This window comes from Kineococcus anabasis, from assembly GCF_054590795.1.
The window spans coordinates 100,879-125,364 of record NZ_BAAIHU010000007.1; the positions used below are offsets into that span (position 1 = coordinate 100,879).

Consider the following 24,486-nt stretch of genomic DNA (forward strand, 5'->3'; position numbering starts at 1 on the left):
CGGCCACCTGCCCGGCTCATGCGGACCTGCCGCCCGGGCCTGCGGTGCTGGCCCGGACCTCACCGACCAGTTCGGCCAGGACGTCCTCGAGCGCGACGACGCCGAGGAGACGCCCGTCGTCGAGGACCCGGGCCAGGTGGGCGCCGCTGAGCTGCATCCGGCGCAGGACGGTGCGCAGCCGGTCGTCGGCCGCCACGGTGGTCAGCGGGCGGACGTGGCGGGCCGGGACCGGCCGGGTCCTGACGTCCTCCTCGACGGTGAGGACGTCCTTGATGTGGACATACCCGGCGAGACCACCGGCGGCGTCGCGGACGGGGAAGCGGGAGTAGCCGGAGCCGACCGCAGCCCGCTCCACGTCCCCGACGGTGGCGTCCGCGGGAACCGTCGTCAGCTCCGCCAGCGGCAGCAGGACGCTCCGGGCGGTCCGGTCGGCGAAACCGAGGGCACCGAGGGTGAGCTTCTCCTCGCCCTCGTCGAGCAGACCCTCGCGGTGGGACTGCTCCACCAGGGCGGCGACCTCGTCGCGGGTGAACGCGCTGGTCACCTCGTCCTTGGGTTCGACCCCCACCAGCCGCAGCAGGTGGTTGGCGATCCAGTTCGTCAGCCAGATGACCGGGTGGAGCAGCTTCGCGGTGAGGACGAGCGGCGGGGTGAGGACCAGGGCGACGCGCTCGGGGCCTGCCAGGGCGATGTTCTTGGGCACCATCTCGCCCAGGACGACGTGCAGGAACACCACGACGGACATGGCGAGGACGAACGCCACCGGGTGCAGCAGGGCCTCGGGCACACCCAGGGCGGCGAAGAGGGGTTCGATCTGGTGCGCCACGGCCGGCTCGCCGATGGCGCCCAGGCCCAGGGAGCACAGCGTGATGCCGAGCTGGGCGCAGGCCATCATCAGCGAGACGTTCTCCATCGCCCTCAGCGTGGTCAGCGCGGACCGCCTGCCCGCGGCGGCCTGCGGCTCGACCACGGTGCGCCGGGCGGAGATCAGGGAGAACTCCGCGCCGACGAAGAAGGCGTTCAGGCCCAGCAGCACGACGGCGATCACGATCGCCACGGTGTCGCTCATCGGTGTTCCCCGTTCCGCTGCTGCTCGTGGTGGTGGTCCCCGGGCCGCTCGCGGGCGCCGAGCGGCGCCTCGTGCAGGGCGCGGACGCGGAGGGAGGCGACACGCAGGCCGTCCACCGATTCCGCGGTCAGGCGGAGTCCTCGGACCCGCTCGCCCGGTTGGTCGTCGCCGGGGTCCTCGTCCAGGTCGACGCGGCCCTGCACGGGCACCTCGACGGAGTCCCCGGGAACGGGGAGGCGCCCCAGACGGGAGGTGAGCAGGCCGGCGACGGTCTCGTAGCCCTCCTCCTCCGGCAGGGGCACACCGATGTGGCGGGCCACCTCGTCCGGGCGGAGCAGTCCGGACACCGACCACTCACCGGGGCCGAGTTCGCGCACGGAGGCGGTCTCGGTGTCGTGCTCGTCGACGACCTCACCGACGATCTCCTCCACCAGGTCCTCCAGGGTGACCACCCCGGCGATGCCGCCGTACTCGTCGACCACGACGGCGAGCTGCAGGGAGGAGTTCTTCAGGACGTCGAGCAGGTCGTCGAGGTCCATCGTCTCCGGCACCAGGACCGGCGCCTGGGCCACGGCACGCAGCGGGGTGGAGGTGGCCTGCTGTTCCGGAACCCCCAGGACGGCGCGGGCGTGCACCACGCCGACGAGGTCGTCCAGACCCTCACCGAGCACGGGGAAGCGGGAGCGACCGGTGGACCGCACCGCCCGCAGCAGGTCCAGCAGGGTCTCCTCCGCCCCCAGGGTGTGCAGGCGCGGTCGCGGGGTCATCACGTCGGCGGCGTTGCGCTCGGCGAAGGCCAGAGTGCGCTGCACCAGCACCGCGGTCTCGCTCTCCAGCGTGCCCTGCTCCCCGGAGCGGCGGACCAGCGACAGCAGCTCGTCGGCGGAACGGGCCGAGGCCAGCTCCTCCTGCGGCTCGACCCGGAACACCCGCCGCAGGATCACGTTCGCCGCGCCGTTGAGGAACCGGATCGGCCAGGCCATCACGGTCACGAAGGCCCGGGAGAAGCCCTGGACCGCCTTGGCGGTGCCCAGGGGCCGGGCGATGGCCAGGTTCTTCGGGACCAGCTCACCGAAGATCATGGTCAGCAGCGTGGAGACGACCAGCGCCAGCGTCACCGACACCGCCGGGATCGCGCCGGCCGGCAGGCCCGCCGACCGCAGACCGGGCCCGACGAGCCCGGCGATGGCCGGCTCGGCGAGGAAGCCGATGGCCAGGTTGGTGATCGTGATGCCGACCTGCGCGCCGGACAGCTGCGTCGACAGCGTCCGCAGTGCCCGCTGCACACCCGCGGCGCCGCGGTCACCGGCCTCGGCGGCGCGGTCCACCGTGGCACGGTCGACGGTCAGGAAGGCGAACTCCGCGGCCACGAACGCCCCGCACGCGGCGATCAGCACCAGGGAGGCCAGGAGGAGCAGCACCTCGGTCATCGCGCGCTCCACCTCCACCCCGGTCGGGAGCGGACTGTGGTGGAGCGCTGAGGTCTGGAGGGCTCTGATGAGCCGGGGTCGGCCTCGGTGTCGGTGGACGGGGGGTCTGGCGTTGCGTCGTCGCGCACGGCGGCGCAGGTCCTCTCGCTCGTCATCGACCCCACCAGCTGGGGTCGGGTCATCACTGTGCCACCGTTCGACGAGCACCGGCAAAGCGGGTTCCGCCGTTCCGGCGACCGCGTGCCCGTCGCCACCCGACCGGGGCCGGGCGCCACCGTGCTCGTCCGGCGGTACCCGCGGCACAGGGCAGCGGACCGCGCGTGTGAGCAGCCCCGCGGGTCCGTGGTCTGCAGGGCTGCTCGGTACCGCCTCCGGGAACCGGACCCCGGGCCTGCGCATCGTCAGCCGGTCCCGGGACGCGGAGCGGCGTGGGTGCCACCACGTGACCGGCCGTCTCCGGGCCCGACCCCTTGGTGACCACCCGTCGGCTCGGTACCGTGCGGCGCGTGCCCATCAAGCTCGAGAACGTCGGCATCGCCGTCCGCGACCTCGACGCGACGATCTCCTTCTTCACCGACCTCGGGCTGACCGTCCTGGGCCGGGACACGGTCAGCGGGGAGTGGGCGGACACGGCCGTGGGCCTCGACGGCAACCACGTCAGGATCGCCGTGCTGCAGACGCCGGACGGCGGCGGCCGCCTCGAGCTTTTCGAGTACCTCCACCCCGAGGCGATCGAGACGGAACCCACGCGGCCCCACGAGATCGGCATGCACCGCGTCGCCTTCTCGGTCGACGACCTCGACGAGGCCCTCGCCGTCGCCGCGCGGCACGGCTGCCACCCGCTGCGCGGTGTGGCCACCTACGGGGACGTCTACAGGCTCACGTACGTCCGCGGCCCCAGCGGCATCATCGTGATGCTCGCCGAGGAGCTGACGAGAGGCTGACCGCCGACGGGCCCTCACCGCAAGCGGACGTGCAGTGCCGATCTCGTCGTGCGGTGCCGGATGCCGCGTGCTCGGCGGACGACGGGCTGTGCGCCGTGGTCTCGGTGGGCCTGCGGGGTCCGGGCGCGATCACCGTCCACGGTTCCGACGCCAGACCGCTGGAGGACGGTGCGGTGGTGCTGCTGCGGACCTTCGCCCCCTGCACCGCGGCCGGGCGGGTTCGTCGGCGCCGGGGGGGAGACCTGGCCCGGTCCCGGGTATCCTGGGTTGCATCTGCGCGACCGCTGCGCCTCCTCCGGTGGAGGAGGCCGGTGGCCAGGGTCAGGCAACGGCCCCCCGCGGTGCCCGTCCCGGCTCCCCGCCGTGACAGGCCACATCGCGGGCGGCGTCGAGCACCTCGGCTCGTGCGCACGAGCGGACGGATCCGCCATGACCGAATCGGTCGAGCACCCCTTTCCCCTGGAGCAGCGCCGCTCGTCCCGAAACGGGCTCGCGTCCGCATCACCGGAACACCCCCCGGGCTCCACACCTCTCGGTTCCGCCGACCGCGACGGAGCGGGCGCGCCGCAGGCGGAACGTCCCGTGATGGACCCACGGGACGCCTTCACCGAACTCGGGGGCCTGGTCCTGAGCGAGACGCCCCTGGCGCAGGTGCTGCAGCGGGTGGCGGAACTCGCGCACGCCTGCGTCCCCGGTGCCGACGAGGTGTCCGTCACCCTGCTGGAGGGCGACAGCTCCAAGGCCCGCAGCGCCGCCTTCACCGGCAGGCTGGCCGCGTCCCTGGACGAGCGGCAGTACGACGCCGGTTTCGGTCCCTGCCTGGACGCCGCCCAGTCGGGGCGCACCATCCGCATCCACGACACCGCCGCCGACACCGCCTACCCCGACTTCGCCGCGGCGGCCGCCCGCCAGGGGGTGCGCAACACCATCTCCATCGGCATGCCCATGCCCCAGCGCATCCTGGGCAGCATCAACGTCTACCGCTTCAGCGACGAACCGCTGGACGAGCACGCCGTGGAGGTCCTGCAGACCTTCGCCTCCTTCGCCGCGGTGTCCCTGGCCAACGCCTCCCTGTTCGCCTCCACCGCCGCCCTGGCCGCGCAGATGCAGCAGGCCATGCGCTCGCGCGCGGTGATCGACCAGGCCCAGGGCGTCCTCGTCGCCCAGCTGCGCTGCACCCCGGAAGAGGCCTTCCGGCACCTGGCCAAGCTCTCCCAGCACACCAACCGCAAGCTGCGCGACCTCGCCGCCGACATCGTCGCCCGCGCCGCCCTCGGCTGACCGGGACCGGATCCGCGCAGGCGGCTACCGCACCGGGCCCGTCGAGGTGTTCACTGGGTCCGCTGTCGTGTCACGACCCCGGACCCCGGTCGAGGCCCAGCGGCCGGCTCGGGGCTGCGCCACCCGCCCGCGCGGCTGGTCAGGCGGGGAGTCGTCCCGACCTCTCCCCGCCGGGTCTGGTGGGTCAGGCAGCGGCCCACCAGACTGCCGGCGGCGGTTCCCCGCAGCCCCGCGGCGGGGCGGGGGGCGCGTCGACGCCGCAGGTCACCGGTACACGGCAACCCCCCGGCGTCGTGGTGGGAGATCCCCGGGTGGCGCGAGGCCGCCCGGCGCTGTCCGGGGATCCCGGACAGCGCTCGCTCCCGGGAGCCCGGAGCCGGCGTCTGCTTGCCGCGGCAGGTGTCCCGCCGTAACGTGGCTGGTGGTCCGGAGCGTGGCCTGCTGTCGCCCGCTCCTGGAGGTACCCGTGGACCTGTTGCTCACGGCTCAGCGATCCGAACCTCGTGGTGTCGTCATCTGCGGTGAGCTGGACATGGGAACCGTCGCCCCCATCCGCTCGTGCGTGGCTCCCCTGCTGGAGGAGCCGGGTCCCGTGCGCCTCAACATGGCTGGGGTGACGTTCATGGACTGCTCCATCCTCGGCCTGCTCGTGGCCCTGTCCCACCAGGCCGAGGCAACCGGCGGTCGCCTGCGCGTGACGGGGCTGCAGCGGTGCCCGCGGAACCTGGTGCGCATGTTCGACCTGGAGGAGGCCTTCGGGATGGCCGGCCCGGACGACGACGTGCACCTCACACCCCGCGGTGGAACCCTCCGGGGCGGCGGCGACGAGGAGGTCGACCGGTGAGCGTGACGACCCGCAGCGGGGAACGGTTCCGGATGCCCCTGGCCCCGGACGCCGACGCGCTGGTGCAGGCACGCCGCTTCCTGCACCACTGCGCCGAGCGGTCGGGCCTGGGAGAGGACCGCGCCGATGACCTGGTGCAGGCCGCCGCGGAGCTCATGGCGCTGGGCGGGCGGGTGCACCAGGCGATCGCGGTGGCGGTGCACGAGGACGGCGGCAGGCTCACCGTGCTCGTCGACCTCGCGGGGCTGGAGCAGGTCGACGTGCGCGACGACGCCGCGGTCCTGCTCAACGCCCTGAGCGGGGAGTGGGGCTGGCGCCGGCTGCCCGGCTTCACGCAGGTGTGGTGCGAGATCGCGGGAGAGCCGCCGCGCTGACCCGGCGCGGTGGTGGGCTGGTTTCGGCTCGGGCTGACACTCGCGCTGCACCGCCACCGCGACACGCCGCTCCAATGAGCCCGCCCACCGGTGCGTCGCGGTGGCGGTGCAGCGCGAGTGTCAGCCCCACGACGGCGAAGAGCCCCGCAGGTCTGTGACCTACGAGGCTCTTCGCCGTCTGGAGCCGCCTCGGGAATTCCGGAAGTGAGCATCGACGATCCGCTGTAGTGCGGACATGGCAGTCATCGACTCGGCGGCGACCCTGCTGCGTGACGCCCGTCGGCGCGCGGGCATGACCCAAGTTGAGGTCGGCCGACGCGCCGGAGTCACGCAGAGCGTCGTCAGCGCATACGAGTCGGGACAACGCCAACCATCCCTACCGGTCTTGCTCGCATTGATCGCCGCGACCGGCCACGCTCTGGACGCCGATCTGGTCCCGGCCCCTTCGGTTCCTCGCCCCCTTTCCGGCCGCCTCGGACGTCGGGTCCACCGCCACCGCCACCGCATCAAAGAGATCGCCGCAGCGCACGGAGCGGGCAACGTGCGCATCTTCGGCAGCGTCGCTCGCGGCGACGAGCGGCCGGACAGCGATGTCGACCTCCTGCTCGACCTGCCTGAGGGCGTGGGGCTGTTCACACTCGGGCGGCTTCGGCAGGATTTGGAGGAGCTGCTCACCGCCCCTGTCGACGTGATCCCGGCTGACGGCCTGAAAGCTGATGTACGCGCGAGCATCGAAGCCGACCTGGTGATCCTGTGAGCCGCGAAGAGCATCGGCGCTTGCCGGACATCATCGCTGCCCTGGATGCCGTCGACAGCCACACCAGCCGAGGTGACGTCTCAGACGGGCTCGTCTTCGTCCCCCACGCTTCGCGCGGGAGGTGCCCCCACAGGCACTCGATCGTCGCCAGCACCGTCACCCACGACCTGCCCCAGCTCCGCAGTGCTGTCGAACGCCTACTGCAGCACCTCGACGGGCATTGAGCCTTTGTCAGTAGCGACCTGTCGCTACTGACAAAGGCCCAGTGTGCTCAAGCAGGCGCGCGCCCGACAGGTGGAGCTGGCCCGGTCCCACCCGGGCACCTGAGTAGGCCTCCGCGTCGGCCGATCCCGCGGGACGAGGCCCTGTTACGCCCTCCGCACCTCGTGCGCCGGGAACCACTCGCCCCTCGCGAGGCCCTACACGTCACGCGCACGGCGTTCGTCGTCCATGCGTCAGCGAAGCCGTGAACCTCCACCGGACCCGAGTCCGACCAGACCAGCCGCACGACGACCTCGCCGGGCTCCGGGGCGTCCGTCCATTCCGCTGACACCCGACCGCCGAGCGAGTTGGTCAGCCGGTGAGCGGTGAGCAGCGCGACGTCGAACACGGTGCGCACCATGGCGGGCCGGTCCGACAGGACCGCGCGGCGCTAACGCGCCCAGCGTGCGCGACGACCTTGTCACCATGACCAGGGCGCAGTTCCTCGCGAGTGAAGTAGGAAGCCTCAGAGGCGCTCCACGCGATCGGCTTGCGGGCCCCGGTCGCTCTGACGCACTGTGTACCGGACTCGGTCGCCCCGCTGCAGCGGTTCCGACCCTGCGACCACGGACACGTGGACGAACAGGTCGTCACCTCCGGCGTCCGGGGTGATGAACCCGAACCCGCGGTCGCCGTCGTAACGTGCAACGACGCCCTCACCGGCGCGTGCAGGCACGCCCCGTGACCCCGGCTCCCTCCTCCCGGTGTGTGCCGGCCCGGCCGGTGCCGGCTGTCGCGGTGGCGGTGCGGGCTCGGCCCCTCGGACGAGCTGCACGTCGCGGGCCTGCGGGCCCTTGTCGCCGCTGACCACCGCGTACGCCACGCGGTCGCCCTCGGTCAACCGGGTGAGCCCCTCGGCCAGGGATCGGGCGTGGACGAAGACGTCTCCGGCGCCGGAGTCGGGGGCGATGAAGCCGAAGCCCTTGTCCTCGTCGTACCAGGAGACGGTGCCGTCCGCCCCGTCGGCACCGTCGACCCCGACGGGCAGGCCGGCCCCCGGCCCCAGCGGGACCACGTGCGCCGCCTGCGGGCCGCGCTCGCCTTCGACGACGACGAAGGCCACCCGGTGCCCCTCGGTGACCACGCCGCCCGTGACGATGGCAGAGCTGTGCACGAAGATGTCGGGGCCTCCGCCGTCCGGCGAGGCGAACCCGTACCCCTTGGTCGGCTCGTACCAGTTGACCGTGCCGAGCAGGCCCACGGCGCCGCCGGCGGTCGCCTCGGAGGTGACGCGGACGCGCAGCGCCTGGGGACCGCGGTCGTTCTCGCCGGCCTCGAACTCGACGGCCTGGCCCTCGCGGAGCACCTTCGGCCCTCCGTCCTCGACAATCGCGGAGGCGTGCACGAACACGTCCGGTGAGCCGTCCTCGGGCGCGAGGAAGCCGAACCCCCGTTCAGCGTCAAACCAGCGGACGGTCGCGTGCGGCATGGGAAGCTCCAGGTCGGAAGAGCGGGCAATGCTCTCAGTCTCGCTGACGGCGTCGGGGCCCGGGACCACCAGGACCGGCCACGGGTCAGCCCACGGTCAGGGCGTCGCAGGCGCCAGGAGGCGCGTGGCGGTCGCGAACGACCCGGACGCCGCCTCGTCCGCGCCGGCCCGCGAGCGCACCTCGTCCAGGACCACCCGTCACGGGCACAGTGAGCCTTTGTCAGTAGCGGTCGGCAGCTACTGACAAAACCTCATTGACCTCGGCACGCGAAGAGCCCCGCAGGTCTGTGACCTGCGGGGCTGCTTGGAGCCGCCTCGGGGAATCGAACCCCGGACCTACGCATTACGAGCCAGTTCTCGGGTGCGGAGGGGTGGCGTGGAGGATGCCGCCGTGCTTGTCCGGCAGTCGGTTGGTGGGGGCTGCTGGGGGCAGGCGCGGCGGCACCGGGGGCACCTCGGGGGCACGAGGCAGCGAGCACTCATCCTTGACGGCAACCGCATGACAGTGAAGGCGACAGACGCGGCCTGGCCGTGGCTCCACGTTCTGCCTGCATGTGCTGTCGGGCGTGCGCCTTCGAGGCAGGACACTCGCCCTGCTGCAGCCCTAGCGACGCCAGGAACACTCGAGGGATCGCAGTTGAGCGGATGGAACACGCTAGACGACCGCTACCCAAGCAAGGGCCATCGACGCCATCGGGCGGTCGAGGACCTCGACTCTAGCTAGGAGGAGAGGCGACTCGCAGCACGCAAACTCTTCCTAGTCCGCCAAAACATACTTTCTTGACCGCCCTTCGGGTACTCTTCGAAGCATCTCAAGGCGATCAGGAGGTTCCGTGCCCTTCTTGGATATGCCCGGCTGGATGACCCTTCTAGTTCAAATTTGCCTTGTCATTCTGGCACTGATTGCGATTGGCTGCTTAAATCGCTACCGACTGGAGCATAAGCGGCCTCTCCCAAAGCTGGAACGGCAGAAACTCGAAGCGCGGTTGCTGGACTACATTAAAGGCGAAAGTGGAGACGCGAAGGAAGTAGTGCGTCTGGATACATTCTGGCGCCGCGAGTCGAAGGCGTCGAAAGGTGCCGGCGAGACCTTCGGTCGGCGAGTAGCCCTTCGGTACCGTACGCAAATCCTAAGCGATCTAGAGAAGAAGAAGCATATTAAGTGGGTCAGGGATCCAGTGATCCCACCAAAGCCCAAGAAGCCCGCCCTGGAGCGCACGTACCACGACAGCATCAACGATGCGCTTCAAGGCGCAATTGACGGTTTCGTCAACACTTCTGCTTCGTTTCTCAATTACTCTTTTGCCGTGCCACCCGAGGCGGTCCGGCTCACAGATGGCACATTTCAGCGCATGCTACAGCCTGAAGTCACAGGATGGACAATCATTGGAGGCACGGTGACCTACCAGCATGTAGAAGGCAACTTCGACAACTCGCCCGTAATCAACGCGGGCAATGATGCGACAGTTTCCGTTGGGAATATTACGAATGCCGCCCCATCCGATGCCTTCACGCCGAAGGTTATCAATGAATTGCTGGAGATTGTGCGTTCGGACGCAAAAGCTGCACCGCAGCCGCTGCGTGGAGAGATTCGCGCAGCGGCTAATGAACTTGAAGAGGCCGTTGACGGAGACGAGCCTGCGCCAGATGCCATCCTTTCAGGGATGGATCGGATTCGCGGAGCAATCTCCGGCGCTGGGGACGTGATGACGGCTTCTAGTAAGGCGGTTCAGGCGTGGTTTGACCTAAGCGGGAAGCTCTAGCTTACGAGGGGCGACTTAGTGCGCTGGCTACCGGAACGCGCCTCATAACGCGCAACCGACGCAAGGGATATACGTGAAAATCACACAGGGGGTCCACGTCATACCATCGCGGTGAACCGAGAAGCACCTATCGCAAAAAGGGACATGCTGCCCCAGGGCGCCCCCGAGCCACATACTCGTCATGTCTGCAGCAAGGCTTAGGCATGTTCCGCGGCATGGCACCTTAGTAGGGGCCGTGGCAGCACAACTAGGCCTTTCCGCAGGGGCGGCTGAGGCGGTGGCCACACGGTGCAGCGAGAGGCACACCGCCGGGCTACCGCAAGCGGTACTGCCATGGCGCCCTAGCGGGTGGCCTGCCGGGTCGAACGTCTTGGACTCGCCAACCGGGGCCGTGAGCCGACGTCGAGATGCAGCCGCCCTCGGCAGCGACGAGGGCACGGCAGCCGGCCGCGCACCCGACCGACCCCTCGTCCAGGCCATCCTCCGGTGAGCAGGCAAGCCTGCGCCACGCAGTGTTGCCCGAACACGCCGCGCCTGGATTAGCCGGATGCTCCTCGCCGCGGCAGCGCTACGACACTCGGGTCGCCCCGAGGAGCACAGGTGATGACTGCTCCGCCAGTCCTCCGACCGTCGCCAGGCAGCCGCCGGCCACGGGACCGACGCGAAGCGGCGCAGCCCGGGGCCGGCGGCTGCCACGGCCCGCGCAGCGGGCCGCTTGATTGAGTAAAGGCGGATTCGGCAGCAGGTCATGCCGCGCGACCTCCAGTCGAGGTCGCACGCCACCGATAAGAGTTCAGTGAGCCAAAAGGCGGTCGGCGAGTCGCTTAATGTGAATGTTGTCTGGGTCGCGGTTTACCCCCTCCGCAATGTACCGCTTAGCGCGAACTTGGTCGTTGGTGTGGAGCGCAAGCCAGGCCATGCGCGACAGGTCTGTGGCGGTGAGCTCGCCCTTAGGAGCACCGTCCAGTACATCAAGAAGGGTAGCGCACAGAATTGCACGGTCGTCCTCTGGCATCGTTTGGAGCTGATTGTCGGCGTAGAGGCTGTTCAATCGATAGGCGGCTTCGCTGGCAAGGTCATATGTCACGCCGGGCCGAGCGCTGCGGCTGACGAGCGCCTGCGCCTCCGCATGAAAATCACCCTGCCGTCGACACAGCAACGCCAACCGAGTCCAGGCGATGATGTCTTGAGGCTGCTCTTCAAGGTAATGCCGGACTGCTTCCGCAGCGGCGGCCAGCCACTGTAGATCCTGCTGTTCCTCATAAAGATCGGCCAAGAGCAGCCATGCTGGCGCGTGCTGCCGGGCGATGTGCTCCAGCACGGCCTGGTTAGTCATCAAAACTTCCGGATCGCCTTGCGCCTTCTCGGCAATTGCCTTGACAAGACGGCGGAGTCGCGGCATCAGTCCTTGACGAACATCCGCTTCGCGCGCCGCCCCGAATAGGCGCAAGAAATCCAAGTCGGAGTCGATAGCGCTGCGGAGGGCGCTGACTTCGAGCTTTTTGCGTCCAAATAGCGCGGCAGCGAGGGGGATGGTAAGGAATTCGTCATTATCAGGTGTCCGCGTCGATTCAACCATCGAACTCCGGATGAGCTGGTCAACCGCCCGCCCAGTGTCAAGCGGTTCTTCAGCGGCTCGGAGCAGTGTCGCCTCTACTGCGAGGCGAGGTACCGCAGAGCGCCAACCGCACAGCGTGAGGAACAGCCGCTGACCCAAGGGTGCAAGCTGATTATAGGTTCGCTCGAAAAGTGCTTGAAGAACGTCGTCCCGGTTGGCGACGAGGTGACGGAAGTTGACTGGCTTCCCGAGGTTAGCTAGGTCGCCAAGGAGAAGCTTTGCGACGTAAGGATGTCCATCAGACTGGTCGAACAGGTCATCCCGCAAGGTTGGCGTCATCATAGTGCCGATGCGGAGCTGCCTAGCGGTCTGGTCGACCAGCTCGTCGAACTCGACGCGGCGCATTCCGCTGACTTCGACGGGGTAGTCGCCCTTGAAATCTCGGAGGCGGGTAGTAATCAGAATCTTGTTCGGGGTCCTGACGTAGTTGTCAAGCCATTCATACATCTGCTGAGGATCGAGGACCGTCTCGAAATTGTCAAAAACGTACAGCATCGGCTCGTCATGCTTTGCTCCGAGCTGATCCATAAGGAAGTCGACTTTGCGAAACCCTTTTTCCCCTGCGGCGGCGGGGCGGAGTAGGTCCACAAACTGATCCGCGATGTCTGAGATGCTGACGACGCGGGGCCGGACGAGTTTGGGGCCGCGTTCGGTTAAATCGACGTCGCGGGCCGAGAACCACACGACCGCGAAGAATCGGTCAGCAAGCGCTCCACCGGCCAATCCATGAAGCACTTCGAGAGCAAGCGAGGTCTTCCCAATACCGCCGCGGCCGACCAAGGTGACCACGGCGTGACGATCATTAAGCAGGACCCTGCTGAGTTCCTCCTCCAACTGCGGTCGCCGTACGTAGTCCTCGCGGCGCGGAGGAAGGTTGCCAAACAGCGCGCCTTGAGGCTCGAGCGTCCCTTGTCCCTCCGTCTCGCTCTCCGGTAGGGGCGTCGGAGGAAATCTGAAGTCAGCGGCGTCGACGTGCTTACGCTGATCGGTGACATAGGACAAGGTCTCATAAGTCGAGCCGTTGTATCCGCCATTGCAGATGAAGAAGTCGGAGAGTTCAACATCGCTCATCACGAGTCGGACGGGCCGCGGACTGTCAAACACAACATGTATTCCGTCCGACAGTGACGCATCATTGGCGCGTTTAAGGGGCTCCAAGCTTTCAGCGGTCTTCGTGATTGGAATGATGCGATACTTACCTGAGAGATTGCGGTGTAGATATGCCCAGTCTATATGGAACAGGCTGAAGCCGCCGATGATGGCGGAGACTGACCTTTCGAGCATCGGAGCCATCAGGCCGCAGTTCGTCGCGGTGGTCGCTCCGTGTCCTCGGGTTTTGTTGCGGAGCCAGGCGAAGTGTCGTGCCCATGCGCGGGCTGAGACCTTTCGGGCGTCAAAGGCATAGCGCGGGTCTAGCACTCGGCAGGCGTCGAGGATGCCAGCGACGGCATCGATCTGCCATGTTGTGTCCGATACTAAGTCGAAGTTCTTTTTGAGCTCGCCGCTGAGGCGTTGCGCGGACGGTGCGAGCGTGGCAGCCGCGGGGCCGCTGAGTAGATCGTCAAGCGCACTGGCCCACTCCCCCACCCCGCTAGCCCGCACCAAGCTATATTCCAGCCGGTAGCGATGCCGATCTCGGTCGTCGTCAATTGCGGCGACCATCCCGGCCACCATGAGCTTCAGCGTTAGCTCGCCCAAGTACAAGAATTCTAGGAATAGTGTCGTGTCGTCGCAGTCGGTTCTCGTGAGCTGTACCCGCTGCTGCATGCGCCCGAGCGCCTGGAACGTCACCCGATGAGCGTATCGTTCCATGGCGTGCGCGCGCGATGACCACGGGCGGCGAGTCGGCAGCGAGCTCTCGCCCGTGACGCTGGAGTTCCCCTAGCTGTGTTTCAGTAGGCCTGCAATCGCTGCAAGCATTCATGGGCCATTGGCGTCTCTCGCCAGAAGTAGATATTTTCTCGGCGGTCTTGGATGGACGAGTCGGCCATGCCATATTGCTTGCGGTGCTCGGCGCCCATGAGGGCATAATCATCGCTTGAGAGTCGATAGGCTAAGCCGTGTGCTTCTAATGTGGCCATCACTGATTGTAGAGTCGAACGCAAACCGGTTGCCTCCGATATGGAGTAACCACGCCAAGGGACGTATGACACGGGACCTCCGCTTCCGAGTGGCCAAGCAGCCGGGTCGGTATGGAGAGTCTGCATCACCCGTATGTGGGGAGCTTCGACATCTCTCAAGATGTTGATCCACAGCGGTTCTTCGTCGATTTTGGCGTCGTCAACTGCGAGCGCCCCAAGTGACCTCCCCAGCGCCCGAACCTTGGCGTCGAGCCCTGTCTCCCTCGCGGCATTCAGGGCTGCGGCGAGAGCTGCGATGTGCTCGGAACTCTTCGTCAAGGCGGCGATTAGGGCAGCCGGATTCAAGTCCGCATATGAGCATGCCGTAGTTAGGGCATTTTCAGTATTGCCATTCAGCTGATCACGAATTTTGTCGATTCCCCAGTCAAAGCTAGGTCCGCCAAGATCGAGTGCGGTCGAAACTTCTGATGGCGCCACTGCCTTGAGCATTTCTAAGGCAGTCCTGATGACAACGGCACTCCAGTCACCATGCGGCATGAAGGAAGTTTGCCAGAACGTGCACGGCCACGTGCATGCCTCGGCGACTTAGCCTCGCTTGCCGTCGACACGATACGGACCGTCCGCACTGCAGTGTGATCGACGCCATAGGTGTGCTTGCTGGGCTCTGACCTAGGTCGATGCTTCGCCATGCAGCCAGGCCATGCAGCTGGCAGCTCGACGACTACGGTGTTGACGTGAGTGAAGCGATGGGACAAGCCGCGGACGCGTCGATGCTCGACGTGGTCATGGAGCAGTTCGTGAGGTCGGCGAAGAACGGGGAGGTCGTCTGGTTGAGGGAGGACGGGCATCCGGTCGGTGCGATCGCGCCGCTGGACGTGGTGCAGGCGGGGCTGCGGGCGCTGGGCCGGGAGTCCTGAGCCGGACCTGTCAGACGAGCCGGGTGGTGTAGCCGGCATCCACTAGCCGGGCATACGCGGCGCGGACCTCCTGTGGCATCTCCTGGGGGATGGCGAAGCCCTTCTCAGCGTAGACGTCGATGCGCTGGGTGTCGCCGACCAGCATGTTCACCACCCGGTCGGGATTGCCGATGCCGGCGACGTACTCGTCCAGCGCCAGGGGCAGGGAGGCGCACCAGACGTCCACCTCGGGCCAGAGCTTGCGGCACGTGGCGTAGGCGCGGCGCTGCTGGTACGGCCGCGACATCAGCGTCACCGACGCGACCTCGATGCCCCGCTCGGCGAGCAGCTCGCGGGTGAAGGTGATGTTCTCCCCGGTGTTGCGGGCGCGGGGCTCGACCAGGATCGCCGTATCGGGCACGTCGAAGGACAGGGCGTGCTCGCGGTAGTGCACGGCCTCCCCGCGGGGGAAGCGCTCGATGGTCGTGGGCGCGTTGGCGCCGGTGAAGACGATGCGCGGGAAGCGGCCGGCGGCGTGGAGCTGGGCCGCGCAGGTCGCCACGCCGAGGTCGTGGCTGCCCAGGCCGATGCCAACGTCGGTGGCCGCGGCCGGGTGGTGCATGTCGTGGTAGTTCCACAGCGTCTCGACGTCGGCGCGGATGCCGACGGGCAAGGAGGCCGTGGTGGTGGTCACTGCAGCTCCTCGGCTCAGCATCAAGAAGTTCACGATGTCGACTACCACATAGCAGCGGGCAGAACACATGTCGGTGAGCACTACAGCACTGGCTGCCCTAGCCGCGATGTGCCCTTACCTGACGGAGGCAGGCCTGCCCGACTCCAAAAGCTGGACCAGCTCAGCAAGCAAGCTTTCAAGCTTTTCCAGTCGCGCACTGACGGTAATGTCGGCCTTTTTCATGTCGGCGAGGAAGATTTCGAACCACATGGAGAAGTCAGCATCGAAACGCTGGGCGAATGTCGCGAATCCGATCATGTGCGTTGACGACCCACCGGTTGGGGCGACCATCAACTCCGCTATGGCACGCTGCTCCTCCCGCCACATCATCAGGCGTGCCTCATCTAGGTTGTCATCAGCGAACGTCTTTCCGATGTCGGTGAGCATCTGCGCAACCTTGCGGGTTTCCTGTTCGGATTGGAACCGTACCGGGTTGACAGCTGCATACAAGGCGTTGACGACTCCCCAGTAGACGCCGAACCGGTAGGCCGTACTCAGGAGCGCAATGCGTGAGCGATGACCATTGCGCTCCGCGAGGTACATAAAAAAGTTCTGAGTCCGGATGTTGTTAATTCTGTGCTGGAGATCGCGCACAGCAGCCAGCAGTGGTTCACGAAACCGGTCGAGTTCCTCGTGGGCAGCGAGGAGCCGATCCTCTTGGACGCTGGCTCGCTGCAACTGGTAAGAGTGTACGGCTAGTTCCCTCGCCGCCTGCTCCTGCTTTTCCCGTTGCTCGTGTTGCCACTGGCGGGTGCGGCGCTGCTCTCGGCTCGATAAGTACGCAGACACGAGTGCGACTACCAGTCCGGCGATACCGGTGATCAAGGCGACAACTACGGTCACGTCGATGCTCACACCGCAGCATGGCCGCTACCGATGGGTGCTTGTCAAGATTACGACACGGCGCATCACGCCCTGAGCGGTTGACGGAACCGACGATTTGATCGAGACGGCCGTCAACTGGCCGCTCGGACCACTCGCACACCGTCATGGTCTCGAATGCGCGGTATCCCCGTGGTGTCGATCGCATCGAGGAGTCGGATGGCGTACACCTCCTGCACCAGGCCGGCGATCTCCTCCCGAGTCAACCAGTGGGCGCTCTTGGCCTCCTCGTTCGAGCGAAAGACGCCGGTTACGGGGCGGGCTCGGAAGACGAGGGCCAGGATGCCGCGGGCTTGATTCTTGTAGACGCCCGTCAACTGCAGAGGCTCGATTTCGATGCCCGTCTCCTCAAGCACTTCACGCCGAAGGCCTTGTTCAACACCTTCATGCGGCATGAGCACCCCACCTGGCGGCTCCCAGTGCCCGTTGTCCGCGCGCTGGATGACGAGCACGCGCCCCTGGTCGTCGACGATGGCGGCGGCGACGCTGACGGAATGCAGGCCATCTTCTCCGGTCACGGTGCGCGCTCCATTCGCTCGAGAACGCCGCCACGGTAGCCTGGCACGTCTGTACGAGTGAAGGAGTCGTCGTGTTGCCGAGCCTGGATCCGGGGAGCGACCGGGCGGTCTTCCGCCAGATCGCCGACCACCTGCGCGAGGCGATCAAGCGCGGTGACCTGCGCGAAGGCGAGAAGCTGCCCTCTGAGGCGGCGCTGATGAAGCACTACGGCGTCGCCCGCGGCACCGTGCGCCAGGCCCTCCAACTCCTCCAGTCCGAGGGCGTGGCAGCCGCTGAACACGGCCGTGGCGTCTTCGTCCGCCCCCGGCCTCCCGTGCGTCGCCTGGCGTCGGACCGCTTCGCCCGCCGCCATCGTGAGCGCGGGCAGGCCGCGTTCCTCGCCGAGAGCGAGGCCAGCGGCCGGCGACCTAGCGTAGACATGCTCACCGTCACCGAGGCCGCTCCCCCATCCGACATCGCCGAGCGACTGAAGCTCGACGAGGGGACAGCCACGGTCGTGCGGCGACGGCGGTACCTGCACGATGGGCACCCGGTCGAGGTCGCCACCTCCTACCTGCCGGCCGACATCGCCACCGGCACGAAGATCGGTGAGCCGGACCCCGGCCCCGGCGGCATCTACGCCCGCCTGGAGGAACTCGGCCACCGGCTCGACCATTTCGACGAGCAGATCGAAGCGCGCATGCCCACCGCCGAGGAGGGCCGCGTGCTCGCCCTGGCCTCCGGGGTGCCGGTGTTCCACCTCATCCGCATCGCCTACGACACCGACGGCAGGCCCGTGGAGGTCTGCGACACCGTCATGGCGGCGGACTCCTTCGTGCTGTCGTACACCCTCCCCGCGTCCTGACGCGCAGCCGCACACCTTGACAGCCAGTGCTTGCCCCACTACACCTCTAACTACTCGTCTAGACGAGTAGGCGAGCAGACATCAGTGGAGGCAGCCATGCAGCGCTCGTTCGAGGTGGACAGCGAGACGACGTTCCCGTACGGGGTCGCGATGATCGGTGAGGTCCGCCAGGTGCTCGACTTCGACCGCTCGACGAAGGAGCGGCCCGTGCAGGCCGCCGACGACAACGGCCTGCTCATGTGGCAGGTGGAGGTCCTCGACCTGGACCCCGACGCCCGCCAGCGCACCCTCAAAGTGAAGATCGCCGCCCCGGTGCAGCCGGTCCCGCCCCCGGCGCCGGAGGGGATGCCGTTCCGGCCGGTCGTCTTCGACAAGCTGACCGTCACCCCGTACGTGGACACCAACGGCCAGCGGCCCCGGCAGGCGTACTCCCTCAAGGCGTCCGGCATGCGGGCTCCCGGTGCGCGCCAGGCTCCGCCCAAGGCGGCATGACGATGGCACCGCGGATGGCGGCGTGGGAGCCACGACGGGGCGACCCGATCCTCGTGCCAGCCCGGAAACCGCAGGAGCCGAGCCACGTCGCACGGCTGGCCCACGGCGTCGGGCGGCTGCTGTGGTGGGCCCTGCGGTACCCGTACGTGTCCCTGCCGCTGCTGGCCGCTGCCTGGGTCGGCTGGCGCTTCGGGGCCCTGGCGCTCGTCCTGGTGCTCGCCGTCGTGGCGGCCATCCTGATGCTGTGGCACCGTCTGCGGTCGGCGTCGTTCGCGCGCGCGTTCCTGCCGTGGCGGCGGTGGCTCCGGCGAGTGCAGTACGCCCGGCACTGGCAGCCCGCAATGGTGGGCGCGGACCTGCACGACGGGTTCGGCGGGCAGACCCAGGTGCCCCGGCTCGGGCGGGTCACCCTCACCAAGCACGGCGAGCGGGTCGAGGTGCACCTGCTGCACGGGCAGACGCCGCAGCAGTTTCTGGACCGCGGCGACGCCTTCGCGCACTCCTTCGTCGCCCAGCGGTGCAGCGTCCGCAGCCTCGGCACCGGCCGCGTCGTCCTCGACTTCCGGCGCGTCGACCCACTGGCCGCCGTCGTCGAGCCCGCTCCCCTGCCGGCAGACGGCGCGGACGTGGACCTCGCCGCGCTGCCGCTGGGACTGCAGGAGGACGGGCAGCCGTGGACGCTCGGGCTGCTCGGTCGGCACGTCCTGCTCGCTGGGTCAGCCGGCGCGGGCAAGGGCTCGTTCCTGTGGGGCACCATCCGGGCGCTGGCTCCCGCGGTCGCCGAGGGACGGGTGCAGCTGTGGGGCGTCGACCCGAAGATGGGCGTCGAACTCTCCTTCGGCCGGTCGCTGTTCACCCGCTACTGGGACGGCGACGCCACCACGACGGCTGCACCCACACCGGACGAGGACGACACCACCCGGCGGCGCACCCGGCGCGACGACAAGCTCAGCGACCCGGCCCTGGGCGAGCTCGCGCAGCTCCTCGACGACGCCGTGGCCCTCATGCAGGACCGCCTGCGCCGGATGCGCGGCACCTCCCGCCTGCACGTCCCCACCACGACCGAGCCACTGGTCGTCCTGGTCGTCGACGAGCTGGCATTCCTCACCGCCTACGCCGTCGACCGCGACCTCGGCAAGCGGATCGACCGCTCCTTGCGCCTGCTGCTCTCGCAGGGCCGCGCACCCGGCGTCCTCGTCGTGGCCGGCATCCAGGACCCGCGCAAGGAGACGCTGCCGTTCCGGGACCTGTTCACCTTCCGCGTCGCCATGCGCCTCGTCGAGCCGGAGGCCGTCGACCTGGTGCTCGGCAACGGCGCCCGGCTGCGCGGAGCCCACGCCGATGCCATCGCCACCACCATGCCCGGCACCGCCTACGTCGTCCTCGACGGCGAACCGGAACCCGTCCGCGTCCGTGCCGCGTGGATCGGCGACGACGAGCTGCATGACCTCGCCGCCCGCTACCCCGCACCCGGCACCGCACCGCTGCGGCTGGTCAAGGACGACGACGCTCCTGGCGAGGCGGCATGAGCACCGACACCACCGAGGCGCCCGGGAAGCCGAAGGGCCGCACGACGCGGGTGGAGCGGGCGCGCATGCCGCTGGCCAAGGACGTCGTGCGGGAGATTGCCGTCGAGCACGGTGTCTGCGTCAAGCCGCTCGCCATGCTCGCCGAGGACCGCGCCACGGGTGAGACCCGGATGATCGACGTGCCGTGCGGCAACACCCAGGCCGCTGTCTGCCCGCCCTGCGCGGAGAAGGCCAAGCGGCTCCGGATGGCGCAGTGCCGCGAGGGCTGGCACCTCGAGGAGGAACCGCCGCTCGACGCCGACCCGGCCACCCCTTCGCAGGAGGAGCTGGTCACCGAGCGGGCCGACCGCACCGCCGAACGGACCGCAGCCCTCGCGGCCGGCGCACCACCGCACGTCGTCGCGGAACTCGACCAGGAGCTCGCCGACCTCGACGAGCGGATCGCCGACGCCGGGATGCGCGGCTCCGTGGCTCCCGGTTCCGCGGACCGTGCCCGCCGGGTCCGCTCGACGAAGCGACGTCAGGACGTGGCGGACCTGCCCCGCCGGCCGGCGGAGAAGCGCACGCTCGGGCGCACCTTCACCACCCCTGACGGCCGGGTGCTGCGCCCGTCGATGTTCGTCACCGTCACCCTGCCGTCGTACGGACGGGTGCTGCCGGATGGCACCCCCGTCGACCCGGCCCATTACGACTACCGCCGCGCCGCCCGTGACGCGATCCACTTCTCCCGGCTGCTTGACCGCTTCGTGCAGAACCTGCGCCGGGTGGCCGGCTACGACGTGCAGTACTTCGCCGCCGTGGAGAGCCAGCGTCGCCTGGCGATGCACGCCCACCTCGCCATCCGCGGCACCTTGCCCCGCGCCGAGATGCGCCAGATCGCCGCCGCCACCTACCACCAGGTGTGGTGGCCGCCCGCCGACGTGGTGCGCTACGACGGCGGCCGGTTCCCTGCGTGGGACGCTGCGACGGAGGGGTTCGTCGACCCGGACACCGGCGAGGCGCTGCCCACCTTCGACGAGGCCCTGGACGAGCTCGACGACGACGCCGAGCCGATGCACGTCATCCGCTGCGGCACCCAGCTCGACGTGCAGGGGCTGCTGTCCGGCTCCCCCGACGTGGACCGGCGGATCGGCTACGTCACGAAGTACCTCACCAAGGACCTCGACGCCTGCCACGAGGCGGCCACCGACCGGCAGCGCGCCCACCTCGACCGGCTCAGCGCGGCCCTGCGCCACGAGCCCTGCTCCCCGACGTGCGCGAACTGGCTGCGGTACGGCGTCCAGCCGCGCAACCCCCGGCCGCACGCCCGGCCCGGCTACTGCAAGGGCAAGGCCCACCGCCGGAACACTCTGGGCTACGGCGGCCGCCGCGTCCTCGTCTCACGCAAGTGGTCCGGCAAGACCCTCGCCGACCACAAGGCGGAGCGCCGCGCGTGGGTCCTGAACCTCCTCGGCGTCCCTGACGGCACCGCCGACGACGCCACCGCCGACCGCTACGTCTGGCGGCCGGCCGCATCCGACGACGCGGTGCCGCCGCTCGCGCACCGGCTCCTGCATGCCGTCGCCGAGCGCTCCCGCTGGCGCGCCGCCCTCGACGAGGCGAAACGCCGGGCCGCCGGCCAACCACAGTCCCCGACGGGCGCCGCCCTTCGGCAGTTCGGCAACACCCCCTCGGAAGGAGAAGCAGCATGAGCACGGACCTGGACCAGTTGATGACGATCGGCGAGGTGGCGGAGTACCTGCGGGTGCCGGTCCTCACGATCCGGTGGTTGCGGCAGGAGGGCCGCTTCGCCCCGGCCGTCAAGGTGGGCCGGCGCCTGACGTGGCGGGTGGTCGACGTGGAGGCGTGGGTCGTGGCGCAGCGGGAAGCGGCGTGAGCGTCCAGCGCCTCGAGCGCGGCGGCAGGGTTCGCTACCGGGCGCGGGTGAAGTTCCACGGCCGGGAGGTCGCCACCCAGGTGTTCGACCGGAAGCGGGACGCGGTGGCGTGGGAGGAGGAGCAGACCCGGCGGCTGCGCACGGGTGAGTGGATCGACCCGCGGCGGGGCCGGGTGCCGCTGTCGCAGATCGCCGACGACTGGCTGGCCTCGCGCAGCACCGTGAAGCGCCGGACCCGGGAGAGCGACGAGGCGGCGTGGCGGAACTACATCGCCCCGCGCTTCGGCAACTGGCCGGCGTCCTCCCTCACCTCGGGTGAGGTGCTGGCGTGGGTGGGGCAGCTCGTGACCGACGGCAAGGCCCCGGCCACCGCGACCCGTGCGCTGGCCACACTGCGGTCGATCCTGGCCTTCGGGATGGCGGACGGGCGGCTGCACGTCAACGTGGCCGCGGCGGTCAGGGCACCGCGGGCGGGTGCGGACCGGCGGGAGGGCTACGCCCTCACCTACGACGAGCTGCACCGGCTGCGGGCGCTGTGCGCGGGACCGCAGGGGCCGGTGGCGTCGAACCGGGAGGTGGCCGCCGAGCTGGTCCTGGTCCTCGGCCTGACGGGGATGCGCTGGGGTGAGCTGGCCGGCCTACGGGTGGGCGACCTGGTGACGGTGCCGGGTCGGGGTCTGCGGCTGCAGCGCACGGTCTTGGCCAGCGGCGGCGGTGGGGAGCTGTACGTCGACAGCCTGAAGAACCGCCGGTCCCGCACGGTGCCGCTGGTGGAGGAGCTGCACGAGCTCGTCGACGCCCGCGCCGCCGGCCGCACCGCCACCGACTGGCTCTTCCCCGCCCCTGCGGGTGGGCCGATGCGGGAGTCCAACTGGAAGCGCCTCGTCGGCTGGTCGGCTGCGGTGAAGGAGCTGGGCTACCCGACGCTGCGGGTCCACGACCTGCGGCACACCGCCGCCTCGCTGTGGCTGGGCTCCGGGGCGGACCCCAAGGTCGTCCAGGCGGTGCTGGGGCACGCCACCGCGGCCATGACGATGGACGTCTACGGCCACCTCATCGCGGCCAACCTTTGGGAGGCCGCCCGCCGGGTCGGAGGCAGCACCGGGGGCACCACGGGGGCACCGGCCTCCTCGGCGGTCACCGCGATCAGGGAAGCGAAGAGCCCCGCAGGTCTGTGACCTGCGGGGCTTCTCTGAGCCGCCTCGGGGAATCGAACCCCGGACCTACGCATTACGAGTGCGTCGCTCTGGCCGACTGAGCTAAGGCGGCACGTGCCGCGGACGGCACGCCGTCGAGCATACAAGACGTGGCGTCCGGGCACGCACCCGCTCGGGGCGGGGTGATCACCGGGTGGAGCGGAGCTCCTCGGGCCGCACGGAGCTGATGGTGAAGACGGGACTGGTCTGCGGGGCGCCGCCGAAGAAGGTGTCGAACTGGGAGTTGACGACGAGCAGGCGGCCGCGGCTGAGGGCGAGGGTGGTGGGGAAGTCTGCCCCCTCGTACGTGGCCTCGTCGGTGACGGTGCCGGAGCGGAAGTCGCCGGAGAGCCGGACGGTGCTGATGAGGTTGTCGGCGTTGCGGGCCACGTAGAGGGTGTTGCCCCGCAGCTCGAGGCCGTCACCGTTGACGAGGGCGACGTCGAGGGCGACCTGCTCGGTGGTGCCGGTGCCGAGGTCGACGCGGTAGAGCGCGCCGCTGGTCATGTTGATCAGCAGGAGCGCCTTGCCGTCGGGGGTGGCGACGATGCCGTTCATGCTGAAGCCGGGACTCTGGCTGTCGGCGGGCAGGGCGATGGCGGCCTGCAGCGTGCGAGGGGCGCCGGTGGGCGCACCGGTGAGCTCGGCCGCGGGGATGCGGTAGACGACGGGGCGCTGGGAGTCGGTGATGTAGGCGTCGCCGTCGCGGGTGACGGCGATGTCGTTGAGGAAGGCGGCCTGCCCGGTGTCGGGGACGGTGTAGGTGGCGACGAGCGCGCCGGTGCGGGTGTCGTGCAGGAAGAGGCGGCCGGTCTCGGCGCCGGCGACGAGGAGGCGGTCGCCGGTGCTCTCGACGCCGGTGGCGGTGGTGCGCCCGTCGCGACCACCGGGCAGGAACGGCTGGAGCTGCTCGGCACCGAGCTCGCCGCGGTAGACGGTGCCGTCGGCCTTGCTGGTGACGTAGACGTGGGTGCGGTCGGCGGCGATGCCCTCGGGGAAGACCCCGGGGGTGGTGATCGTGTAACCGCGGTCGGCGGGGGCCGCGGTCGCGGCGGTGGGCAGGGCGAGCAGCAGGGCGGCGACGGTCGCGGGGACGGCGAGCGCAGAGCGCAGGGACACGGAACTCCTCCTTGAGACTGAGAGGGCGAAAACGTATCAGGCATCTGATCCTCTTGAGAAGGCTCAATGTCGTCCGGCGCCTACTCTGGTCCCGTGGGTGACTACCGGGACCGGTTGCTGGGCTTCATCAAGGGCGCCGAGATCCTCACGCAGGCCGCCAAGGACCGCGCCGTGCGCACGGAGGGCCTGACCGTGGCGCAGTACAACGCGCTGGTGAACCTGGTGCACAACCCCGGGATCACCTCGTCGGAACTGGCGCGCTACTGCGGCGTGACCGCCCAGACCATGAGCAGCGTCCTCAACCGCCTCCTGGATCGCGGGCTCGTCGTGCGCACGCCACACCCTCGCCACCGCGGAGTGCTGGAACTGGCGGTCACCCCCGAGGGCCAGGCGGTGTGGGAGCGCGCCAACGAGCACGTCGAGGAGGTCGAGGGCGTCCTGCGGGCGGCGCTCGACCCGCAGGAGCAGGAACAGCTGCGGCGACTGCTCGTCCGGTGCATGGAGGTCGCCCAGACCGCGGGCCCGGGAGCCGGCGAGCAGGACTGAGGG

The 24,486-nt window shown here is 69.1% G+C and carries 23 protein-coding genes and 1 tRNA gene; 14 read left to right on the top strand and 10 right to left on the bottom strand.

The features are described 5' to 3' along the window. Positions 1-16 precede the first annotated feature (16 nt). Positions 17-1,069, bottom strand: a complete 1,053-nt coding sequence (locus ACYQBY_RS11275; RefSeq protein WP_459643952.1) for a hemolysin family protein — start codon at positions 1,067-1,069, stop codon at positions 17-19. Next, the gene (locus tag ACYQBY_RS11280) at positions 1,066-2,499 is read right to left on the bottom strand and encodes a hemolysin family protein (protein WP_459643953.1); all 1,434 of its coding nucleotides are present in this window, start codon (positions 2,497-2,499) and stop codon (positions 1,066-1,068) included. Before ACYQBY_RS11280 ends, ACYQBY_RS11275 begins: the two co-directional genes overlap by 4 nt. Positions 2,500-3,005: 506 nt before the next feature. Here ACYQBY_RS11280 and ACYQBY_RS11285 point away from each other — a divergent pair. The 5 genes from ACYQBY_RS11285 to ACYQBY_RS11305 all read left to right on the top strand — a co-directional run bounded on the left by ACYQBY_RS11285 (position 3,006) and on the right by ACYQBY_RS11305 (position 6,699). After that, positions 3,006-3,443: a VOC family protein gene (locus ACYQBY_RS11285; protein WP_459643954.1), complete on the top strand. Its 438-nt coding sequence runs from the start codon at positions 3,006-3,008 to the stop codon at positions 3,441-3,443. Positions 3,444-4,028: 585 nt separating this feature from the next. After that, positions 4,029-4,724 (top strand): GAF and ANTAR domain-containing protein, encoded by a 696-nt coding sequence (locus ACYQBY_RS11290; RefSeq protein WP_459643955.1) that lies wholly within the window; start codon positions 4,029-4,031, stop codon positions 4,722-4,724. Between the two features lie 466 nt (positions 4,725-5,190). Continuing rightward, positions 5,191-5,568, top strand: a complete 378-nt coding sequence (locus ACYQBY_RS11295; protein ID WP_459643956.1) for an STAS domain-containing protein — start codon at positions 5,191-5,193, stop codon at positions 5,566-5,568. Then, complete coding sequence (locus ACYQBY_RS11300) at positions 5,565-5,942, top strand: ATP-binding protein (RefSeq protein ID WP_459643957.1); 378 nt, start codon at positions 5,565-5,567, stop codon at positions 5,940-5,942. Before ACYQBY_RS11295 ends, ACYQBY_RS11300 begins: the two co-directional genes overlap by 4 nt. A 235-nt stretch (positions 5,943-6,177) precedes the next feature. Next, on the top strand, positions 6,178-6,699 hold the full coding sequence (locus ACYQBY_RS11305; RefSeq protein WP_459643958.1) for a helix-turn-helix domain-containing protein: 522 nt from the start codon (positions 6,178-6,180) through the stop codon (positions 6,697-6,699). 727 nt (positions 6,700-7,426) lie between these two features. Here ACYQBY_RS11305 and ACYQBY_RS11310 read toward each other — a convergent pair. After that, positions 7,427-8,389 (bottom strand): cold-shock protein, encoded by a 963-nt coding sequence (locus ACYQBY_RS11310; protein WP_459643959.1) that lies wholly within the window; start codon positions 8,387-8,389, stop codon positions 7,427-7,429. A gap of 833 nt (positions 8,390-9,222) precedes the next feature. Here ACYQBY_RS11310 and ACYQBY_RS11315 point away from each other — a divergent pair. Next, entirely contained in the window at positions 9,223-10,152 is a 930-nt protein-coding gene (locus tag ACYQBY_RS11315) for a hypothetical protein (RefSeq protein WP_459643960.1), read from the top strand. 793 nt (positions 10,153-10,945) lie between these two features. On the opposite strand, the gene ACYQBY_RS11320 is transcribed toward ACYQBY_RS11315, so the two are convergent. Beyond that, complete coding sequence (locus ACYQBY_RS11320) at positions 10,946-13,561, bottom strand: tetratricopeptide repeat protein (RefSeq protein WP_459643961.1); 2,616 nt, start codon at positions 13,559-13,561, stop codon at positions 10,946-10,948. 101 nt (positions 13,562-13,662) lie between these two features. Further along, entirely contained in the window at positions 13,663-14,388 is a 726-nt protein-coding gene (locus tag ACYQBY_RS11325) for a hypothetical protein (protein ID WP_459643962.1), read from the bottom strand. Between the two features lie 197 nt (positions 14,389-14,585). Here ACYQBY_RS11325 and ACYQBY_RS11330 point away from each other — a divergent pair, with 197 nt between their 5' ends. Then, the gene (locus ACYQBY_RS11330) at positions 14,586-14,768 is read left to right on the top strand and encodes a hypothetical protein (RefSeq protein WP_459643963.1); all 183 of its coding nucleotides are present in this window, start codon (positions 14,586-14,588) and stop codon (positions 14,766-14,768) included. Positions 14,769-14,778: 10 nt separating this feature from the next. On the opposite strand, the gene ACYQBY_RS11335 is transcribed toward ACYQBY_RS11330, so the two are convergent. From ACYQBY_RS11335 to ACYQBY_RS11345, 3 genes are all read right to left on the bottom strand, one after another. Further along, positions 14,779-15,462, bottom strand: a complete 684-nt coding sequence (locus tag ACYQBY_RS11335) for a YdcF family protein (protein ID WP_459644385.1) — start codon at positions 15,460-15,462, stop codon at positions 14,779-14,781. 93 nt (positions 15,463-15,555) lie between these two features. Next, positions 15,556-16,335, bottom strand: coding sequence for a hypothetical protein (locus ACYQBY_RS11340; RefSeq protein WP_459643964.1), 780 nt, complete (start codon positions 16,333-16,335; stop codon positions 15,556-15,558). A gap of 101 nt (positions 16,336-16,436) precedes the next feature. Further along, positions 16,437-16,880 carry an NUDIX hydrolase gene (locus ACYQBY_RS11345; protein WP_459643965.1) on the bottom strand — a complete coding sequence of 148 codons (444 nt, stop codon included), beginning with the start codon at positions 16,878-16,880 and terminating at the stop codon, positions 16,437-16,439. A gap of 71 nt (positions 16,881-16,951) precedes the next feature. Between ACYQBY_RS11345 and ACYQBY_RS11350 the strand changes: the two genes are divergently transcribed. From ACYQBY_RS11350 to ACYQBY_RS11375, 6 genes are all read left to right on the top strand, one after another. Next, positions 16,952-17,725: a GntR family transcriptional regulator gene (locus tag ACYQBY_RS11350; protein WP_459643966.1), complete on the top strand. Its 774-nt coding sequence runs from the start codon at positions 16,952-16,954 to the stop codon at positions 17,723-17,725. 84 nt (positions 17,726-17,809) lie between these two features. Next, a complete protein-coding gene (locus ACYQBY_RS11355) occupies positions 17,810-18,217 on the top strand; it encodes a plasmid replication, integration and excision activator (RefSeq protein WP_459643967.1) in 408 nt (135 codons plus the stop codon). Further along, the gene (locus ACYQBY_RS11360) at positions 18,214-19,746 is read left to right on the top strand and encodes an FtsK/SpoIIIE domain-containing protein (protein WP_459643968.1); all 1,533 of its coding nucleotides are present in this window, start codon (positions 18,214-18,216) and stop codon (positions 19,744-19,746) included. Before ACYQBY_RS11355 ends, ACYQBY_RS11360 begins: the two co-directional genes overlap by 4 nt. Next, positions 19,743-21,437: a replication initiator gene (locus ACYQBY_RS11365; RefSeq protein ID WP_459643969.1), complete on the top strand. Its 1,695-nt coding sequence runs from the start codon at positions 19,743-19,745 to the stop codon at positions 21,435-21,437. Before ACYQBY_RS11360 ends, ACYQBY_RS11365 begins: the two co-directional genes overlap by 4 nt. Next, complete coding sequence (locus tag ACYQBY_RS11370) at positions 21,434-21,622, top strand: helix-turn-helix transcriptional regulator (protein WP_459643970.1); 189 nt, start codon at positions 21,434-21,436, stop codon at positions 21,620-21,622. The genes ACYQBY_RS11365 and ACYQBY_RS11370 overlap by 4 nt, the downstream gene beginning before the upstream one ends. Beyond that, positions 21,619-22,800 carry a tyrosine-type recombinase/integrase gene (locus tag ACYQBY_RS11375; protein ID WP_459643971.1) on the top strand — a complete coding sequence of 394 codons (1,182 nt, stop codon included), beginning with the start codon at positions 21,619-21,621 and terminating at the stop codon, positions 22,798-22,800. Before ACYQBY_RS11370 ends, ACYQBY_RS11375 begins: the two co-directional genes overlap by 4 nt. 17 nt (positions 22,801-22,817) lie before the next feature. Here ACYQBY_RS11375 and ACYQBY_RS11380 read toward each other — a convergent pair. After that, positions 22,818-22,891, bottom strand: a tRNA-Thr gene (locus tag ACYQBY_RS11380). A 74-nt stretch (positions 22,892-22,965) separates the two neighbouring features. Then, positions 22,966-23,937, bottom strand: coding sequence for an SMP-30/gluconolactonase/LRE family protein (locus tag ACYQBY_RS11385; RefSeq protein ID WP_459643972.1), 972 nt, complete (start codon positions 23,935-23,937; stop codon positions 22,966-22,968). Between the two features lie 93 nt (positions 23,938-24,030). Here ACYQBY_RS11385 and ACYQBY_RS11390 point away from each other — a divergent pair, with 93 nt between their 5' ends. Beyond that, entirely contained in the window at positions 24,031-24,483 is a 453-nt protein-coding gene (locus ACYQBY_RS11390; protein WP_459643973.1) for a MarR family winged helix-turn-helix transcriptional regulator, read from the top strand. Positions 24,484-24,486 lie beyond the last annotated feature (3 nt).

What these genes read in the sequence shown, in the direction of transcription:
- ACYQBY_RS11275 (WP_459643952.1), bottom strand. Translation starts at nt 1,069, where the DNA reads ATGAGCGACACCGTGGCGATCGTGATCGCCGTCGTGCTGCTGGGCCTG.
- ACYQBY_RS11280 (WP_459643953.1), bottom strand. Translation starts at nt 2,499, where the DNA reads ATGACCGAGGTGCTGCTCCTCCTGGCCTCCCTGGTGCTGATCGCCGCG.
- ACYQBY_RS11290 (WP_459643955.1), top strand. Translation starts at nt 4,029, where the DNA reads ATGGACCCACGGGACGCCTTCACCGAACTCGGGGGCCTGGTCCTGAGC.
- ACYQBY_RS11305 (WP_459643958.1), top strand. Translation starts at nt 6,178, where the DNA reads ATGGCAGTCATCGACTCGGCGGCGACCCTGCTGCGTGACGCCCGTCGG.
- ACYQBY_RS11310 (WP_459643959.1), bottom strand. Translation starts at nt 8,389, where the DNA reads ATGCCGCACGCGACCGTCCGCTGGTTTGACGCTGAACGGGGGTTCGGC.
- ACYQBY_RS11325 (WP_459643962.1), bottom strand. Translation starts at nt 14,388, where the DNA reads ATGCCGCATGGTGACTGGAGTGCCGTTGTCATCAGGACTGCCTTAGAA.
- ACYQBY_RS11335 (WP_459644385.1), bottom strand. Translation starts at nt 15,462, where the DNA reads ATGCTGAGCCGAGGAGCTGCAGTGACCACCACCACGGCCTCCTTGCCC.
- ACYQBY_RS11360 (WP_459643968.1), top strand. Translation starts at nt 18,214, where the DNA reads ATGACGATGGCACCGCGGATGGCGGCGTGGGAGCCACGACGGGGCGAC.
- ACYQBY_RS11365 (WP_459643969.1), top strand. Translation starts at nt 19,743, where the DNA reads ATGAGCACCGACACCACCGAGGCGCCCGGGAAGCCGAAGGGCCGCACG.
- ACYQBY_RS11370 (WP_459643970.1), top strand. Translation starts at nt 21,434, where the DNA reads ATGAGCACGGACCTGGACCAGTTGATGACGATCGGCGAGGTGGCGGAG.